This window comes from Candidatus Ozemobacteraceae bacterium (assembly GCA_035373905.1).
Classification (GTDB): domain Bacteria; phylum Muiribacteriota; class Ozemobacteria; order Ozemobacterales; family Ozemobacteraceae; genus MWAR01.
This window is the reverse complement of the sequence record DAOSOK010000045.1, coordinates 17238-35323: the sequence shown is the minus strand read 5'-3', so window position 1 is coordinate 35323 and position 18086 is coordinate 17238. Positions and strand designations below refer to the sequence as shown.

At 58.6% G+C, this 18086-nt stretch carries 12 protein-coding genes; 2 read left to right on the top strand and 10 right to left on the bottom strand.

Annotation, left to right across the window (positions count from 1 at the left end; all coding sequences use genetic code 11):
• Positions 1–302: NAD-dependent epimerase/dehydratase family protein (locus tag PLU72_17715; protein HOT30018.1), on the bottom strand; the 302-nt coding region annotated here is incomplete at its 3' end.
• Positions 303–385: 83 nt separating this feature from the next.
• A complete protein-coding gene (locus PLU72_17710; GenBank protein ID HOT30017.1) occupies positions 386–1573 on the bottom strand; it encodes a glycosyltransferase family 4 protein in 1188 nt (395 codons plus the stop codon).
• A gap of 182 nt (positions 1574–1755) precedes the next feature.
• Here PLU72_17710 and PLU72_17705 point away from each other — a divergent pair, with 182 nt between their 5' ends.
• A complete protein-coding gene (locus tag PLU72_17705) occupies positions 1756–2976 on the top strand; it encodes an O-antigen ligase family protein (protein ID HOT30016.1) in 1221 nt (406 codons plus the stop codon).
• Here the strand turns inward: PLU72_17705 and PLU72_17700 are convergent.
• Positions 2913–3446 carry a hypothetical protein gene (locus PLU72_17700; protein ID HOT30015.1) on the bottom strand — a complete coding sequence of 178 codons (534 nt, stop codon included), beginning with the start codon at positions 3444–3446 and terminating at the stop codon, positions 2913–2915. The genes PLU72_17705 and PLU72_17700 overlap by 64 nt on opposite strands.
• Before the next feature lie 148 nt (positions 3447–3594).
• Between PLU72_17700 and ygfK the strand changes: the two genes are divergently transcribed.
• Positions 3595–6882, top strand: a complete 3288-nt coding sequence (gene ygfK, locus PLU72_17695; protein HOT30014.1) for a putative selenate reductase subunit YgfK — start codon at positions 3595–3597, stop codon at positions 6880–6882.
• A gap of 728 nt (positions 6883–7610) precedes the next feature.
• Here the strand turns inward: ygfK and PLU72_17690 are convergent.
• The 7 genes from PLU72_17690 to PLU72_17660 all read right to left on the bottom strand — a co-directional run bounded on the left by PLU72_17690 (position 7611) and on the right by PLU72_17660 (position 18010).
• Positions 7611–9416 carry an O-antigen ligase family protein gene (locus PLU72_17690; GenBank protein ID HOT30013.1) on the bottom strand — a complete coding sequence of 602 codons (1806 nt, stop codon included), beginning with the start codon at positions 9414–9416 and terminating at the stop codon, positions 7611–7613.
• 52 nt (positions 9417–9468) lie between these two features.
• Positions 9469–11187: a transglutaminase domain-containing protein gene (locus tag PLU72_17685; GenBank protein ID HOT30012.1), complete on the bottom strand. Its 1719-nt coding sequence runs from the start codon at positions 11185–11187 to the stop codon at positions 9469–9471.
• 11 nt (positions 11188–11198) lie between these two features.
• The gene (locus tag PLU72_17680) at positions 11199–13346 is read right to left on the bottom strand and encodes a hypothetical protein (GenBank protein HOT30011.1); all 2148 of its coding nucleotides are present in this window, start codon (positions 13344–13346) and stop codon (positions 11199–11201) included.
• A 6-nt stretch (positions 13347–13352) separates the two neighbouring features.
• The gene (locus PLU72_17675; GenBank protein HOT30010.1) at positions 13353–13730 is read right to left on the bottom strand and encodes a zinc ribbon domain-containing protein; all 378 of its coding nucleotides are present in this window, start codon (positions 13728–13730) and stop codon (positions 13353–13355) included.
• 100 nt (positions 13731–13830) lie between these two features.
• Positions 13831–15495: a TaqI-like C-terminal specificity domain-containing protein gene (locus PLU72_17670; protein HOT30009.1), complete on the bottom strand. Its 1665-nt coding sequence runs from the start codon at positions 15493–15495 to the stop codon at positions 13831–13833.
• Positions 15476–16720 carry a Wzz/FepE/Etk N-terminal domain-containing protein gene (locus PLU72_17665; protein HOT30008.1) on the bottom strand — a complete coding sequence of 415 codons (1245 nt, stop codon included), beginning with the start codon at positions 16718–16720 and terminating at the stop codon, positions 15476–15478. The genes PLU72_17670 and PLU72_17665 overlap by 20 nt, the downstream gene beginning before the upstream one ends.
• Before the next feature lie 162 nt (positions 16721–16882).
• Entirely contained in the window at positions 16883–18010 is a 1128-nt protein-coding gene (locus PLU72_17660; GenBank protein ID HOT30007.1) for an ATP-binding cassette domain-containing protein, read from the bottom strand.
• Positions 18011–18086 lie beyond the last annotated feature (76 nt).

The following is an 18086-nucleotide window of genomic DNA, read 5'->3' as shown; positions in this document are numbered from 1 at the left end:
CGCACCTTTTTCGCGACACACTGATGAATGACATTATTCTGAATCATCAGATTATCATACAGAAACTCGCCTGGCATGGTCATGTTGGCCTTGATTCCGCCGACTTTTGCAGCAGCGAGAATCACGATATCCGGAACCGTTCGCGAGAAGAACTGCTCGGTTGAAACCTGATCTCGAAGATCCAACTCGCTTTTCCGGGCTAGAATGAGGTCAGAAAAGCCTTCTCGCTGAAAGAGACGTACCAACGCAGAGCCAACCATCCCACGATGACCGGCAATGAAGATGCGAAGCTTTTTATCCATGAAATTCCGTCACTTTCCCAGAAAGGTGGCGATGTCATACGAACCGACGCTTGGCTTGTGAGCCATTTACCCTTGAAGGGTCATCAACAATATCCCGGCCCCCTGTGCTTTGCAAGCAGGCGTCTGTATGTCGTAAGGAGCGCCTCCGAAATCGATTCAGGGCGGAAAAGGTTTTGTACACGAATTCTTCCTGCAGTCCCGTGCCGAAGTCGTAAAGAAGCATCGCCGACATAACGACGCAAGGCATTTTCCAATGCCGTGACATCCCGAGGAGGAACGAGAATGCCTGTGACACCGTCTTGAACGGAATCTATGCAGCCTGGGATTTGTGTAGCCAGCACCGGAATCCCCATCGCTGCGGCTTCCAGATGAACCACCCCAAATCCTTCCCGATAGGAAGGATTGATGAGAAGATCCAGGATCGACAGATGTTGTGGAATATCATGACACCATCCCGTCAAATGCACACGGGGGTCATTTCGCAGCATCTCCTCATTCTCGCGTTTCAACGGATCAGATGGCTCGAAAATTCCCACAAGCAGGAGGTGCATCTCGGGAAATTCCTTCCTGAGTATACGCCAGACGTGGGCAAACTCATTCATGCCTTTGTCAGCAACGACTCTCCCGATAAATCCTATGACCGGTGCGCCTTCAGGGATGCCATACCGAAATCGTATCTCACGTCGCACTTCTTCCCCGTATGTATCCGGATTGAATTTCCGGGCGGCATCTACTCCACCGACACTTCCATGTCCAAGCACGACAACCTTGCCGGCGCGACATAGATGTTGATGTATCATGTATTCTCTCATCGAGGGGCTGTCACACCAAACGAGGTCCGCACATTTGCACGACAAGCGCGTCGTCATATCAAGCAAGGTCTTCAGCGCTCCCGACTTTGTCATTTGCGGAAGGCCGAAAACCGACAGCACCCTGCATTTCACACCAGCCATCCTGGCTGCGAGCGTTCCAAGCAGACCGGCCTTGGGGGTGTGAGAATGGACGATATCCGGTCGCAGCTCTTTCAACAGGCGGTATAACCGGAAGAGAGAAATCACATCGTTTGCAGGTGCCAGGCGGCGATCTATCGGAATCGGATGGCAGGCAATTCCTGTGAGTCCGGCAAAACGGTCAAGTTCCGGTCCCGGTGAGGAAATGGCTTCCGTTTCGACTCCGCGTTCCTTCATATATCTGACATGGCCAGTAAAAAAGCCCAGGGTCATAGGGACAGTCGTAATCTGGACAAGTTTGAAGGAACCGTATGTATTCATCGTTCATTCGCCACGAGGGGTGTGCATATCACCGCAACTCAGGTGCTTTCTCCAAGGATGGTTGAAGATACTATCAGTCAGGAACAGAATATTCAATGTTCCACGCAAGATCTGCGTTCAAGCCTTTTTCTGCAGGTGATATCGATGGACAAGTTAGAAATTTCAAGGTATGATCGCGCTTCGTGAAAACGACTTCCGGCCACCCCCTCACCACCTATGGTCTCATCGGATACGCTCTGACAGCGGGATTTTCTATTTCGCTCTCCCAAATTTGTCTTGGGCTCGCTTTTCTAGGGCTGTTCCGAAGCCTATTCAGAAATTCCGAGCCAGTTCCATGGGCCGGATTTGAGCATGCCTATTTCGGCTTTGCTCTCGCCTGTCTATTATCCCTCCCACAGGCGTCGGATTCATACAAAGCCTTTGCCGAAATGCGCAAAATTCTGATCATCCTCGTCTTCAGTACTAGTTTCGGAGCCGTATTAACCAGCAGCATGCGCAGAATCGTTATCGGTTGTCTCGTAGGCGCCGGAGCTGTGGCCGCTGTCGCCGGACCGCTGAAAACTCTCTTTTTGCATGGCGCCTGGGAAAGAACAACAGGATTTTTTTCCTTGCCTCTGACATTTGCCGAATGTCAGATGATCTTCATCGTCATCACTCTCCGATGGTTGGTGATTCCCCAAGAATCTACCAAAATCCGGTGGTTTCTTTGGGGGGCCTTTGTCATGCAAATTTTTGGTTTTTTCGCGGCCTTCACCCGTGGAGCGGTTATTGGACTCGTCTTGGGTCTGTTGAGCATGTTTCGGCGCAACCCCAAGGCTCTTGCAGTAATTCTTTGCGTCACTGTGTTGAGCATCAGCAGTCTCGCGTTTCTTACGCGGTCAATGACCAATCGGCAGGACGCATTCGACACCTCTGCGGCGACACCCGATGGACTGAATAACATCCGTCTGCGTATTTGGAGTATCGGGCTGACTATTCTCGCGGAACATCCGGTGTTCGGGGTCGGTATGAACAATGTCAAACCCCATTACCGAAGCCGCGTGACCCCTGCCGAGCGTGAAAAGAACTGGGTTTACGGGCATCTTCACAACACGTTTCTTCAGATCCTGACAATGACGGGGATGTTCGGCCTCGTGGCTTTTTTCTGGTTCTGGGCCGCAATCAGCCGGTGGTGTTTGATGGTGGCCTCGAGCGATCTGCCGCTCTGGGAGCGCGGAATGGCTGAAGCGGCGTTTCCCGTCATCGTGGCATTCCTTGGTTCGGGGCTGACCGAATATAGTTTTGGGGACGAAGAGGTGGCGATGCTGGCCTTTTTCTCGATTGGCCTTCTCACCAATGCCTATCGGGATTTTGCCCCGGGAAATAGCGCTCCGGCTTCAGAGCCGATCGAAAAGACGGCATAGCTTATCGGCACGGCGCCAAAAAAGGCGGCCGTCAGCCAGAGCAGTTTGAGAAAATCTTCAGACGGGTATTGATCCGTCAGATAACAAAGCGCGATGGAAATTCCCAACTGAAATATCAAGGCCAGCAGGATTCCCCACTCGAGCTCAGGCGATATTCGTTCTTTTGTTTCGGGTGTTCGTGATGATGCCAGGATGACCAGCGACAACACGATCATTCCCCCGAACAGGGGCGCAACCGGCAACTCAAGCAACAATACATTCCCAATTCGCTCCATTGCCCAGAAGAGGGGAAGGGAGAGAAGAAGCCGGTCCGGCAACCATGCCACCTCGGAAGCCCAGTGCCAGCGGAACATGATCAACACTGCTATCAGCGCTGCAAGTATCCAGGCACCAAAAGAAGCAGACCGGCTGATGGCTACCGCAATCAACAGCATATATGCCGCCCGGTCGAGCAGACGGAGAACAGCCATCGATCCACCCTTTCTTCCGTAAACAAACGAAGGTTTTGCGTATTCAACATCGGCCGGGCACGGATCGTCAAGCGTCGCGTGCCGAAAAAATGTGATAAAATGCCCGGCGAAGAGAGTTCTCATTTCAAGGCAAGGAGCCCTGTTTCCCATGTCGAAAGAGTTTGCACGTGTTTCGATCGAGCGTCTCGCCGATTGGATCCTGCGCGAATACGATGAGCGCAAAGAGATTTTCGGCATTCATGAAAGCCTTTTTTTCACGCCCGCCGAGGGCGATCCGTTCACCATGACCCGGTTCGGCACGCCTATGGAGTCGCCGATCGGCGTCGCGGCGGGCCCGCACACGCAGATGGCGCAGAACCTGATCGCGGCGTGGCTGTGCGGCAGTCGGTATCTCGAGCTGAAGACGATCCAGACGCTCGACGAGCTGAACGTCTCCAAGCCCTGCATCGACGCACAGGACGAAGGCTACAACTGCGAATGGTCTCAGGAGATGAAGCTCGACGATTCGTTCGACGAGTATCTCAACGCCTGGATCCTCCTCCACATGCTTAATCACAAGCTCGGCCGCGACGTGAAGCGCGGCCGCGGCTTCATCTTCAACATGAGCGTCGGCTACAATCTCGAAGGCATCAGGAAACCCAACGTTCAGCGGTTCCTCGACCGCATGGCAAACGCCCGCGCGGAAAAGGAAGCCAAGATCGCCGCCGTCGCGAAGCTCTACCCCGCGATCCGCGACCTCGACATTCCCGACTGCATGTCGGACAACATCACGCTGTCAACGATGCACGGCTGTCCGCCCGACGAGATCGAGAAGATCGGCATGTATCTCGTGAAGGAGCGTGGCTACCATACGACGATCAAGCTGAACCCCACCCTGCTCGGGCCGGCCGAACTGCGCCATATCCTCAACGACGTGCTCGGCTTCGCGACCAACGTGCCCGACGAGGCGTTCGGCCACGACCTCAAATACCCCGACGCCGTGAAGCTGATCAGAAACCTGCGCGCCGCCTCGGCCGAGATGAAGACCCAGTTCTCGCTGAAACTCACCAACACGCTCGAGAGCGTGAACCACAAGAATGTCTTCCCACCCAACGAGAAGATGATGTACATGAGCGGACGCGCCCTTCACCCGATCAGCATCCGCGTCGCGGCGAAGCTGCAGAACGAGTTCGACGGCGAGCTCGACCTGAGCTTCTCGGCCGGCGCCGACTGCTTCAATCTGCCCCACCTGATCTCCTGCGGCATCAGGCCCGTCACCGTCTGCTCCGACCTGCTCAAGCCGGGCGGCTATGCCCGCCAGCTCCAGTATCTCCAGGAACTGGCGGCGCGCATGCGCGACGAACACGCCGATTCTATAGAGTCATTTATTCTCCGGCGTTCCGGACGGCTCGACGGCGACGTGAAGCGCGCGGCGCTTACGAACCTGCGCAAATACGCCGGCACCGCGTCGACGCTTTCCGCCTATCATCAGAACAGCAAAACGGGCGAATCGGTCAAGACGGCGCGGCCGCTTCCCGAGTTCGACTGCGTGCGGGCTCCCTGCATCACCACCTGCCCGGCGAGCCAGGATATCCCGAACTATCTGTATTACGCATCGCTCGGCGAGTATCGCAAAGCCTACGAGGTCATCCGGCGCACGAACCCATTCCCGAACGTGCTTGGCATGGTCTGCGATCATCAGTGCCAGCACAAGTGCACCCGCATGAACTACGATTCGTCGCTGCTGATCCGCGAAGTGAAGCGGTTCATTGCCGAGAAGAATCCCGACTCGCCCATGCCGAAGCCCGCGAAGGCGAATGGTATGAAGGCGGCGGTCATCGGCGCTGGCCCGTCGGGGCTGGCCTGTGCCTACTTCCTGGCACTCGAAGGGTTCGCTGTCACGGTCTACGAAACGAAGGCGTTCGCGGGCGGCATGGTCAGCGACGCGATTCCGGCGTTCCGGCTGACGGCCGATGCGATCATGAAGGATGTCCAGGCGATCCAGAGCCTCGGCGTGAAGATCTGTTACGAGACAGCCATCACCCGCGACCGGTTCGCCGCGCTCCGCAACGAGAACGACTTCATCTACGTCGCCGTCGGCGCCCAGGCTGCAAAGAAGATGGGTATCCCCGGCGAGGATGCGGCCGGAGTCATCGACTGTCTGAAACTTCTGTCCGACGTGCGCCGCAACAAGCCGGTGTCGATCGGCCCGCGCGTCGCCGTCATCGGCGGTGGCAACTCCGCGATGGATGCGGCCCGCACGGCGCTGCGCCTCGTCGGGCCGTCCGGCTCGGTCACGCTGGTTTACCGCCGCACCCGCGCCGAGATGCCCGCCGACCGGGAAGAGATCGAAGCGCTGCTCGACGAGAAGATCGAGATTCTCGAGCTGTGCGCCCCCGAGGCCGTTCTGACGCGCGACGGTAAGGTGTCCGCCCTGAAAGTGCAGAAGATGCGGCTCGGCGCGAAGGGTCCCGACGGCCGCGCGAAGCCGGAAAAGATACCAGGAGCTATTGAAGAATTGCCCTTCGACACGATCATACCGGCGATCAGCCAGGACATCGTGATCGACTTCATGAAGCCCGAAGAGCTGAAGATCGATCCGGGAACCGGCATGACGAAGCTCGACAAGGTGTTCGCGGGCGGCGACCTGGTGCGCGGCGCGGCGACGATCGTCAAGGCCGTCGCCGACGGCAGACAGGCAGCCATGAACATTCTCGCGAAAGCCGGCCGGCCGCTTCCCGAGCTGTCTGGCAAGGTAGACAAGAACCTGACGCCGGCCCAGTTCCAGCAGAAGTCGGCACGGCGGGTGCACGGCCTGAAGCTGCCCGAGATCCCCGTCTCCGAGCGCATCAACTTCAACGTCGTCATCCGGAGCCTCACCGACAACGAAGTGCGCGAGGAGGCCCGCCGCTGCCTCAACTGCGACGACGTCTGCAACGTCTGCGTCAGCGTCTGCCCGAATCGAGCGAACCGGAGCTACCGGGTGAAGCCCGGCGACTTCCAGAAACAGCACGCGGTGCGCAAGAACAATGGCTGGAAGATCGAGACCCTCGAGACGTTCCGCCTCGGCCAGGAGCCGCAGGTGCTCAACATCGGCGATTTCTGCAACGAGTGCGGCAACTGCACGACCTTCTGCCCGACCAGCGGCGCCCCCTACAAGGACAAGCCCAAGTTCTACCTGACCGCCAACAGCTTCGAGCACGAGAATGACGGCTACCTGTGGGACGGCGACACCCTGCACGCGAAGTTCGGCGGTTTCGCCGAGTCGCTCACCGCCGGCAAGGGCAAACTCCAGTACCACGCCGGCCCGGTCAAGGCGGTTCTCAACGCCGACACCCTCGTCGTCGAGTCCGTCGACGTCGAAGGCAAAACCAAAGACCTGAAGGAAATCGACTTCTCGCGAGCCCTGAAACTCGCCATCCTCTTCCAGGCCACCAGGGCCTCTTGCTGGGTTTAAGGGGAAACGAAACGCGTCTCGAATGGCACAGATGTCCTCCGGATATCTCCGATGTTCCACCACAGTCATCTGTGTCATTCGGTCATGCCGAAAATGAGGATATACGCAGCATCTGAAGGAGACGGAGGATGAAATCGATTCCATGCGACCGATGCGATGCAAGATGCTGCCGTACCTATATCGTGCCGATAAATGGCGTCGATATACAACGACTTGCAGCGTTTCTCAGCACGCCTCTCGATGACTGGTGCACGTTGGAACCCCTCTCACCGACGATTGAGGAATACGGGTATTTCTCGTTCCGGTTGACCGGCGAAGGGCGTTTCATCGTCTGTATAAAAAGGGAAAACGGAGCCTGCGTTTTTTTTCGCAGGTCGACTCCCCATGCTGCTTGCGGGATACATGATGCCCGCCCCGGGATGTGCCGTTGTTACCCCGTTACATTCTGTTCCGGAAAAGCGGAACACACGGACGGGTGCATCTGCCCGGAGCGTTGGGAACTTGATAAAACAGACGAAGCCGTTTTTTCCGAATTGTACGTCCGGTATAACGCGGCTTTCGCCTCTTTCAAGGAAATCACCGATATCTGGGAAAAGTCATATAGAAACGAGTATATTCTTTCAGGGCGCATGACAGGAGACCACAAACACGATTCGACCGTGTTTCTGGAATATCTGGCGAGCCGACTTGCATCATGTTGCTGAAGTTCATGCAACTGATCGAGCGCGCTATTCTACGGAATCGCCTGATACGAGCGGTTGTCCGACAACTGCGGACGTTCGTTCTGCAAGCTTCATGTTGATGCCAATCCCCGCTCCCAGAAGCGCCCAGAAAACCGGGGCCACCGACAGGGAGCTGTCGTTGAACATACCTGCCGCAAGGTAACCGCCGATAGCGGCGGCAATGCACACCCCATATATTTCATGAGCGTCTTCAAAACGGGCACGCCAGAATATAAGCACCGACTGCAACAGATATTTTCCAAACAGTATCAGCACGGCAAGAAGAGAAAGTCCCCCCGTATTGATACCGATCTGGAGAAACATGTTATGCGGCTTGTCGAATCGCATAAACAGCGGGATTCCAGCCCTGAGTTTCTCGAGATAATCATCCTGAGGAAAATGAAAGAGAAACATGTCGGGGCCGTATCCCATAAGCAAAGCATCCCACATGAGCGGAAGGCTTCTCGACCAAGCAAACCCTCTCATCGTCCCCCACTGCTCTCGACCCTCAAAACCGTATTTTGGAACTTTTCTGAATCGTACTGGACGCATTCTGTCATCAATGAACATGAAGCCCTGTTTCGTGTGAATGAGACTGATGGTGTTCTCAAGCCTGGTGATCTGGACCACTTTTGATTCGGTCGCAATTGCAACGGTAAATCCAAAAAACTCATTTTTCGGAAACTTCGCCTGTTGCCCGTCTAATTCATAGGTTACGACGTTTCCCGCCTGATTCCGAAATTCAAAATTTCCTTTCTTGTAGTCACAATGCATCAGACTGCCGGAATAGACAAGATCAAACGAGTCTGTTGCCAGAATAAGATCTTTGAAATCATTCGCAATTGGCATTCGATGGGATGGTCTGCTGAAGAAATTATCCAATAACCGATGTGAATTGGGTGTTTTAAGACTTATATAATCCATCCAAAAGAATATGGTGACGTATGAAAGAAACAATATTCCTGCCAACTTCAGATTTTCCCGCCAACGGCTCCTGCCCATGAGCAATAAAAATATGATCGCCAGTCCCCCACCAAGCAGTCCGGCTCTCGATCGACATCCAAACCAATTGATATAAGCGAGAAAATGCAGAGGCAGCAATGTCCATCGCCACTTACCTCTTCCAAGCCAAACGCCACCGAACGTAATAGCCATAATAATAGTTATATAACTTCCAGTATAATTAGGATTCGGCAACGTTCCGTAAATAAAGCCGTTCGTCACGTTGAATTCGAGAGATTTCACCTGGTTGTGCGCACTTGCAGGCATCACGAGATGTTTTCCCTGCAGCGTCCTGAAAGGGTCGTGATTGAGAAATTGAGCCAGTCCGACGAGACAGACAATCAAACCACCTGCAAGCGTTGCACCGAGCAGTTTTCTGGAAAAGGTCGGGCATCTGGCCTGACTCAAGGCTAAATAGGCAATGATCACGTAGGCAAGAAGCACCGCAGTCCCTTCATACCGCCCCGGAGCTCCATCCACTGCCTGCCAGGGGCGCTCCGAAAAAGCCGTTGAAGCAACGATGAAAAATGCATATATCCCGAGGAGGAATGAGTATCCCGATCGGCTTTGGGATCTTTCCAGATTCAGGAATCCGAACAGCCCGACCGCCGCCAATAATACGGTCCATCTGGCACGATAAAAGGAAAAGAAATCGAACGTTTCGGTCTGCCCCGTCCAAAATTCCTGAACGTCAGCACTGATCGGAACAATCCGGAGATACATGCAAAGCGGAACAGCACCAACGATAAGAAACAACGCCAACCAAATCCAGCCTCTCGCCGAGAAAGGACAGCTTTCCCACCTGTTCACGGTCTCATGCTCCATTGGGCGATGGTAGCATCAAGGATTCGAAACTTCAAGATCAGGAGCGGAGGGTGATGAGATAGGTGTTGGTGATAGTGACGGGCATGGTGGCGCGGGTCGAGGTGAAGTCGATGCTGACGCGGGATTTGCGGGAGGGTTCGAAATAGTCGAAGACGATCTGGTCGGAGAGCAGGTTGCCGAAGTAGGCCCAGTGCATGGTGGTGCCGAGGGTCGGGTCGGCGGGGACCCAGCCTTTGCCTTTGAAATATACGTCCACCCATGCGTGGCCGATGTTGGTCTCTTTGCCGATGAGATCGGGTTTCACGAGGAAACCGGTCACCACGCGGGCGGGGAGCCCCCGGCGGATGCAGAGGGCCGCGAGGAGCCAGGAGAACTCGGTGCAATCGCAGGCGTCAGGGTTCGCCAGCGCCCAGTCGACGCCGTGCTCTTCGAAGTTCTCCCGGTAGGTCAGGCCGCGGCCGATCGCGAGGTAGGCGTTCTGGAGGAAATTGCCGTCCTCGCGGCGCAGTCGCCTGTCGAGCGCGTCCAGCCCGGCGTTCTCGAGCGAGAGGCGTTCGTCGCGCTTCAATTCATCCATGTCGGGCTCTGAAACCGGTTGGAACGGGCCCCGGCTTCCCAGCCACGCCCGTCGTTCAATATCATATACTAATTTTAATTTCACGAGCCCGTTTCTGATGCCTTCGACGCCCTTGATGCGGACCCGGCCGTCCGCGTCCGGGGCCGACGGGGCGACATCCGACTCCCGGCCGTCCGATACAACGGAGACCTTCTCCAGCAGCACCTTCTGAAAGCCGGCGATCTGCGGAGGCAGCCGGATGATGAAATCGAGTTTCTGCAGCGCCGTCGGGTCGCCGACCTGGACGTTGACGGTCTCGACCAGCCGGTATCGCCGGTCGCCGAGGGAAAACGCGATCCGCTCCAGCACCTGGCGGTTCATGATGCCGGGAAAGCGGCGCAATGCGGCGTCGATGGCCTCGGCGAGGCCGTCGAGCTGGCCGGCGTAATACCTGGCCCGAAGCCAGGCGTCGTGGACGAATCCCTCTCCGTCGCGATCGAGCACCGACTGGTAAGCCCGAATGGCCGGCACGTAATCGCGCTTCGCCAGCAGAAGGTTCCCCAGGAGATACTGGGGATACGGGTCGTCCCTGACCAGGGGCGCCGCCGGCTTCAGGATCTCCAGCGCCCGGTCGGGGAACCCGGCTTTTTCCCAGGCCTGCGCGAGGGCGACGGCGAGGCCGGGATCGTTCACATTGCGCCTGTGAGCCTCTTCCAGGAAGGGAATCGCCTCGCGCGGCTGCTTGAGCTTGTCGAGCAGGGTGACGCCAGCGGTATACGGCGCGTGGAAATCCCGGTCGTCCCGGGCCATCAACTGGAGCGCCGCCTCGTACAGTTCCCGGGGGCGCGATCCGTCACGCTGGAGGGCGAGAACCAGGTTGTTCCAGGCTCCCTTTTCATGCGGATCGACTTCTGTCGCGCGCCGAAGGAGTTGAATAGCTTCATCTATTCTTCCTTCCTCCAGGGCCCGGATTCCGTCGTTGTTGTATCGGACGCCTTCATTGTGTCTGTCGACATCGCCGGGGCTGCCGTCATCGGGCGTCGGAAGCGGCGGCAGGGACAACCGGGGCAGAGCGGGCGCCGCCGACGGGACCGGAAAGAACCTCGAGGCAACCTCGTCGGCCGAAAGAGCGAACACCGGCCCGGAGAACATTGTCAGCAGGGCGAACGCGAGCACCCCCGCTCTTCCTCTTCGCATCATGGATTGCAGCCTCACAATGTCAGTCCAAGTCGTTCGAGCAGGGTTTTGAACGCGGCATCGGCGGGAATGCCGAACGTCACGCTCCTGCCGTCGAAGGTGAAATACGGAAAGAGCCCCAGCGCTTCGGAGCGGTCTTTCGAGAGGACCACGATCTCGTTCGCCGGCAGGTCGAGGCCGGGACGATCCGCCGCGGAGAGCGGGAGCGGACGCGGGCCGGACAGGTTCAGAAACGGCTCGCGCGCTCCCGGCGGAAGTTTCAGGACGATAGGATTCTGGAGGATTCCCTTGCATGCACCCAGCAGGGCCGGAAGTCCTCCCGCGACCTGCTGCAGGCCATCACCTGCTTCGTCCGGGGGTGTTTTCAGGAACTCCGTCACCTCGCGGAGCATGAACAGGGGGTTCATGTCTTCGGAAGCCTCATTCATCGCCCTCGCAAGCCCGGTGGAAAAGAACGCATCTCCCTCGATCTCCCTCACGGAGAGCGAGAGGTGATGCAGCAGCCGAACGGATGCAGGGCCGGAAAAATGGGCGTTCAGGGCGTCCCTGGCGGCCTGGTCGCCTTTGGGCGTCCGCCGGCCGAAAAACAGGTAGGTTTGCAGGAACGCGAACGACAGGAACGCGATCAGCGGCTCGATAGCGGCCCGGAGCGTCTCCATAAGCGCGTCAGGGGCGGCCGGCCGGAAGAACCGCTCGAGCGGCCCCGTGACGAACGACGGGTACCGTGCAAGGATCGTATCGATCATCGGCGGCTTTGCAAGAGACAGCGCGCCGTCCCGGGATTGTTCCGGGGCTTCCGATGCCTCGCTCAACGGAGCGGTCTGTGCGACATGCGCATCGTCGATCGTTATCTCGATGTCCGCTGTGTCTGAAACGGACATGCCAACCGGCGGTTCCCCTGCCGGCTCGATCTGCACCGCCAGCCTCGGCTCCCTCGGCGCAGCAAAATCGATGGAAACAGCCTCCCATACGTCCAAATCGAGTTGCCCTGGTGTATCTGCAGATATATCAACGGAAGAAAGGGCATCTCCCGGCGGACGGGGCGTTGCCAGAGAAACCTCTCCCGCCTGCGGCCGGGAAACAAGGCGTGCCCCGCCATCTGCCATCGCAGAGGCGAACGGTTTCTCCATGACGGCTGCCGGTTTCTCATGTTTATCTTTCGTTATTCTGCTGCGCATCGAGATGACGCGTTCCTTCTTCGGGGTCTCTCTGGCCGGCGGTGGAGTCGGAGGGGCGATTTCGGGGCCTGCCGCAGGGATCGTTTCCGGTGCGGACGCCAGCGCCGTCACGAGGTGCGCCCAGGGAAGCGGGCCCGGCGGCGGCGCGGCGACGGCGGGTTTCGTCGCGACCGGCATTGGCGAGGGAAAGGAGAATTTCACATCGGCCGGCCGTTCGATGGGTTTCGGAAGCGGCGGAGGAGGCGGAAGGCGGGAGGCCATTTTTCGCGCGTCGAGCCTGGCAAGAGCCTCGCGTGATCTCGCGGCGACCCTGGGCAGAGCGCTTTCGCCCCCCCGCAGGAGCGATTCGCGCATCTCCTCGCCGGCAAGGACGGGAAGGAACTCGGCGACGCAGGCCGGCACCCATTCGTCGGCGTCCGTAAGAGCCTCTTCCAGAGCGTCGGCGATGAGGGCGCGGGGCGCGGTCTGAATCGCAGCCACCGCCTCGCGCCCGACGCCGGCGTCGGGGTCTTCGATGGCCGCGAGCACCCAGGCCAGCAGGCGCCCGTTCCCGGCGGCAACGGCCGGCCGACATGCGGCCGTTCGCACGTCGGGGTCGCAATGGCCGATACAGCTTTCGAGAAACCCGCGCGCATGTCGAGGCGGAGCGTCATGCCGCGAGAGCAAGGCAAGCACATGGAGTCTCTGCAGGCGAGTTCCCGCGGTTTCGAGATACTCCCAGGAAGCCTCGTCGAGCCTGTCGGGATCGCGGTCGGCCACAGCCCGTTCGATCAGTTCGTCCTGGCGCGGATCGGGCGGGGCGGAACGGAGCGACAGCACGACCTGGGTCGCGAGAACGGCCAGGCCGGCCTCTTTTTCCGCCAGGGCCAGGTCATACAGGGGCGTCAGCAGGTCATGGCGCCGATGCGAAAGGACCCCGAAGATCGCCCTGCGGCGTCGTTCGGGGTCCGGATCGGCGAGACCTTCAAGCAGCGGATCGATCACGGGAACTCAGGCCGCGCACGCCTGTTCCTTCCCTCCGGCGGTCGAACTCGGCGACGACGCGTCACCGGACGACGCGGACGGCGCGGAGGAATCGGCTGTTTTCGCGGTGCCCGCCCCGGAGGAAGCGCCGCCCGAGCCGCCGTCGCTCTTCGGAGCGGCAGGTGTCGACGTGTCCTTGTCGCGATTCTGCGCCTCGACGTATCCCGAGCTTCTATAATCCGTCGTATAGAATCCCGAGCCCTTGAAAATGATCGAACTGGCCGAAAGCAGCTTTTTTCCCGCGGTTCCGCAGGTCGGACACAGTTGCGGATCCGTACATTTCATCGAATGAAAGGCATCGAATTTCTTCTCACACGCCGGGCAGAAATAACTGTATGTCGGCATATGTCTCCTCCTGAGTATGAACGCCTGTCGACGAGATTGGTTCATTTAGCACTCTTCGATTCAGAGTGCTAACCCAGTGTATCACAGGCTCAATATTCGATCAAGCAATCTGTCGAACGATCTGCAGGGGATCTTTGTCGGGAAAGTAGCAGGCGGCGACGGCCAGCGACAATTGCATGGCATCGCTCTCACGGATGCCGTCTCCCGGGGAGAGATTCGCGAGTCTTCGCACGATCTGCTCGACGGCACCCCGACGCCGTTCGTCGGCCTCGGGGATCGGGATGGAGCGGACCTGCGTGACGGTGACGTGGAAGCTGAAGAATCTGCCGGCAAACCAGGCGTTGACGAGACGGCTGTTGAGGAGCCCGGCGATATATTCGAGGGAGAAAGGGCTCTTCGGCCGGCATATATATGAAAGCGAATTTTTCGGAAAGAATCCGTCCCTGTCGAGTGCCGCCACGAGCCGTACCGGCAGTGTTTCATGTCGGAGATTCTGGTATACCAGTTTCTCGCCGCGAAAGATCTCCGGGTCGCCGGCGTAGGTCAGATGGGGCCCGTAATCGAGAAACAGCCCCTCCCAGCGGATCCGGAAGGGCTCCACTTCGCGGCCGCGGATGACCCTCACGGCCGTCGCCCCCGTCGGGGAGCCACTGACGAACCTGGAGACCCGGTCTCCTCTTCGCGTCGATTCCTGGATGCCGACGCCGATTTTCGCGATCTCGCCAAGCCGGGCATTTCCGGCTTCCATTCGTTCGAACAGTTCTTCAACGACGGGATCCGCGAGGGCTTTTCTCAAACCCGTCGGCTCCAGAAACCTTTCCGCGGGTGCGGTTCGCCGGATACGCCAGCCTTCGGTCTCGTCATACGCGTCATAGACACGCACGGAGGCGTGTTCATTCAATACGCGATGGATTTCCGTCACCACGGGGATGACCCCCGGAGCATCGGGGAAGAAGCGCGTCGGAAGCAGGAACAGGCGCCTGACGTCATGTCCGGCGAACGCGAGCGTTCTGATCTTCGCGCATTGATGGTTGACGAGCCATCCATGTGACGTGAGCAGAAGCAACGCGCCGTCCGGTTCGAGAAGATTCAGGCCGCCCTCGATGAAAAACGTGTACAGATCTTTTTCGCCTTCGGTGGTCGCATATCGTTCGGCTAATTTCTCACAAACCGTTTTGGGAAGGTTGACCCGGTACGGCGGATTTCCGAGAACGAGTCGGAACCGTCCCTCAGGCGGATCAAGCAGAAAATCCCGTTGTTCGAGACGAGGCCATCCGCGCTCCGGAGCGACGGCTATCAACCGTGCCAGGCATGTCAGCAGCGCTTCTGCATCAAGATCGATCCCGGTCAGTTCATTCAGGGAGCCGGCGCCGTTCCTCCCGAGCCGTAGTTCGGCAAGCGGCACCAGAAACGCCCCGTCTCCACACGCGGGATCGAGCGCAGCCCCGCATGCGCCGGAAAGGCCGGTTTCGACAAGAAGCCGTTTCACGAGCGATTCCGGCGTGTAATACTGCCCAGCACCCCGCCGGCAGGCCCTGTGCCTCTTTTCAAGGTCGGGAACCCATCCCTGAGGGGTTTCTTTCAGCGGATGCTCCGTATCGCAAAGGGTTTCAATCCACGGATACAGGTTGCCGGGGGCGCCGGCCTGACGCAACACTTCGCCCGGGGGGCCGGAACAGCGACCGTTCCGCACGCGGCCGAACCATTCGGCAAACCACTCGAAGAGTCTCACCTGCGGAGGGCTGTCAGGCTTCGCGCTTTCCACCGGCCTTCGCAGCCTCTTCCCGCCGCCGCTTTTCGAGGAATTCCACGAAGAAGGCGAGGAAAACGCCAAGCATACCGGCCGTTATACCAGAGAGAATCACGATCAGCGAGCGACTCGGTTTCGATTTGCGCTCGGCTGGGAAGGGCCGGTCGATCACCTCGAACTGGCTTCCTTCCTCGGCTTCAGAGATTTTCGCCATTTCATATTGCGTGGTCAATGTTTCGAAGACTTTCTCTTTGACCTTGAGCTCCCGCATCAGACGGGCATACTGCAGAGCAAGTTCCGGAATCCCCTCGAGCTTCTTCTCGACGTCGCCGATCGCCTTGTCGAGCGCCTTCTGGCGGGCTTCTTCGGAGACCTTCTGGCCCTCGATGCGCACCAGTTCGGGAAGGTTCGCCATCGACTTCAGGAGGCTTTCCTGCATCTTGAGGGCAACATCGCTCTCGACTTTCGACGATTCGAGTTTGACGAGACTCTCGACAACAGCCTTGGCCTGTTCGTCGATTGCAATCAGCTTGTTCTTATCCTGATATGCCTTGAACTTAGATTCGGCCTCATCGAGTTCTTTCTGTACCTTTGCGAGCTGTTCCTCGATGAACACGCGCTTTTGCGTGGCGGGCCCCTTGGCATACATGTTCAGGTTCACCAGGTAGGCGGCGGCCAGGTCAGCCGAGAGAGTTGCGGACGTCGTTTCGGCCGCGACCGTGATCAGACCGTCCTTGTCTTTCGAAATGTTGACGATATTCCCGATCTTTTTGATCAGATCGTCGATCTTCACGTCCTCGGGCGGCCGATCCCCCATCAGAATCGGGTTCGTCGCCACGCCGAACTGTCTGATGATGCGCGCGGACATATCGTCGCTTTTCAGATACGCCATCAGATACTCGGCTCCGCCACCGCCGCCGAGGCCGCCGAGCATGCCGGCCATCGGGAGACTGCTGAGCAGAGCGCTCATGCCGCCGCTGCCGCCCTTGGCGTGGACGAAGATCGTCGCCTTCGACTTGAACTGGTTGGGGATCGTCAGGCTGTACAGCGCCGCGATGACGGCGACGACGAAGGGCATGACCAGCACCATGCGCCAGTGTTTCCAGAGAACCTTGCCGAGCTCGAACAGGTCGATCTCGTCGTCGTCCATGCCCATCATGATCTCGCGCTTGATGAGCTCCTGCTTGATTTCCTTCTTCAGGGATTCGGTGTCGATCTCGTCGTTGCGAACGGTTGTCATGATGCCTGCGATCTCCAGAGTTTCCGGCGAACGGGAACTGGCGCGCCCGCCGTCAGTTATGCATTGCCAGTGAGGCTCCGCCCACGGGAATGGACGACGCCCTGCAATCGAGGAATAAAGGTATCATAAAAACCGATCGCCGTGTGCAGTGCACCGACGTTTTCAGTTTTTCGGGTGGTGGCAGGCGACCAGGTGGCCCGGATGAAGTTCGGCGAGCGCAGGCGAATCTGCGCATACGGAACTCGCACGAACACAGCGATCGCGACTGGGACAACCGGTCGCACCTCGTGCGTTTCCCCCCGCCGCGTCGGCGGCATCCGCGGTCAGTTGCGCGCCTTCGCGCAAATGAAGAGCGGCTTCGAGAAGCCTGCGGGTGTAGGGATGCGCCGGATCACGAAGGAGGCAGTCGGCCGGCATCGACTCGACGATTTTTCCCCGATACAGGACCAGCACGCGGTCGGATATCTGGCGGACGACAGCTATATCATGTGATATAAATAAAAGAGAAAGCCCGCGCGCCTCTTTCAAGCGCAGAAGAAGTTCAAGGATCTGCGCCTGCACGGACACGTCGAGGGCGGAAACCGCCTCGTCGGCGATCAGCAGGGTCGGGTTCAGAATCAGCGCACGGCAGATGCCGATCCGCTGGCGCTGGCCCCCGCTGAACTCGCTGGGATACCGGTCCAGAACATCGCGTTCGAGCCCGACTTCAGCCAGGCCGTTCTCGAGGCGAGCGCCCCACCCAGAGCTGTGCCCCGCATCGTGTATGCGAAGCGGCTCTTCAAGAATGCGTCGTACGGACATCCGCGGATCGAGCGAACTGAAGGGGTCCTGAAAGATCATCTGCATGTGGCGGAGATTTTCCAGAATGACGCCCCGGTCAGCTGAAAACAGGCTGCGTCCCTGGAGCATCGCATGTCCGGCATCCGCCTGATGGAGTCCCATCAGCACGCGCGCAAGGGTCGACTTTCCAGACCCGCTTTCGCCGAGAATGCCGACGGTTTCGTGCGCTCCGACTTCGAACGATACATCAGAGAGCGCTTGAATCCTGGGTGCAGGGTGGCCACTCCACCAGTCCGCGCATCTGTTCCAGAGAGGGCGTTCCAGCTCGAAGGCTTTCCCGACCCCCAGGACGGACAAAACCGGGGTCTCCGGCCGGGAACATCCCGCCGCCCCCCCGACAGCTGCTGCTGCCGCGGCTGCAACCCCGGCGCCACCGGCCAGACCGGCAGAGACAGCCGCCAGCGCGCCTTCCGCGGGCACGGAGGGAAGCGATTTTTCAGGTGAGGTCACAGGCGTCTCGAACCCCGCAATCGATCGGTGATTGCTTTCCTATCGGACGATTCCGGAGTTTCTCCAACGGATAACC

Coding starts and splice junctions, on each gene's coding strand:
- PLU72_17710 (HOT30017.1), bottom strand. CDS start 1,573: ATGAATACATACGGTTCCTTCAAACTTGTCCAGATTACGACTGTCCCT.
- PLU72_17700 (HOT30015.1), bottom strand. CDS start 3,446: ATGGCTGTTCTCCGTCTGCTCGACCGGGCGGCATATATGCTGTTGATT.
- ygfK (HOT30014.1), top strand. CDS start 3,595: ATGTCGAAAGAGTTTGCACGTGTTTCGATCGAGCGTCTCGCCGATTGG.
- PLU72_17685 (HOT30012.1), bottom strand. CDS start 11,187: ATGATGCGAAGAGGAAGAGCGGGGGTGCTCGCGTTCGCCCTGCTGACA.
- PLU72_17675 (HOT30010.1), bottom strand. CDS start 13,730: ATGCCGACATACAGTTATTTCTGCCCGGCGTGTGAGAAGAAATTCGAT.
- PLU72_17665 (HOT30008.1), bottom strand. CDS start 16,720: ATGACAACCGTTCGCAACGACGAGATCGACACCGAATCCCTGAAGAAG.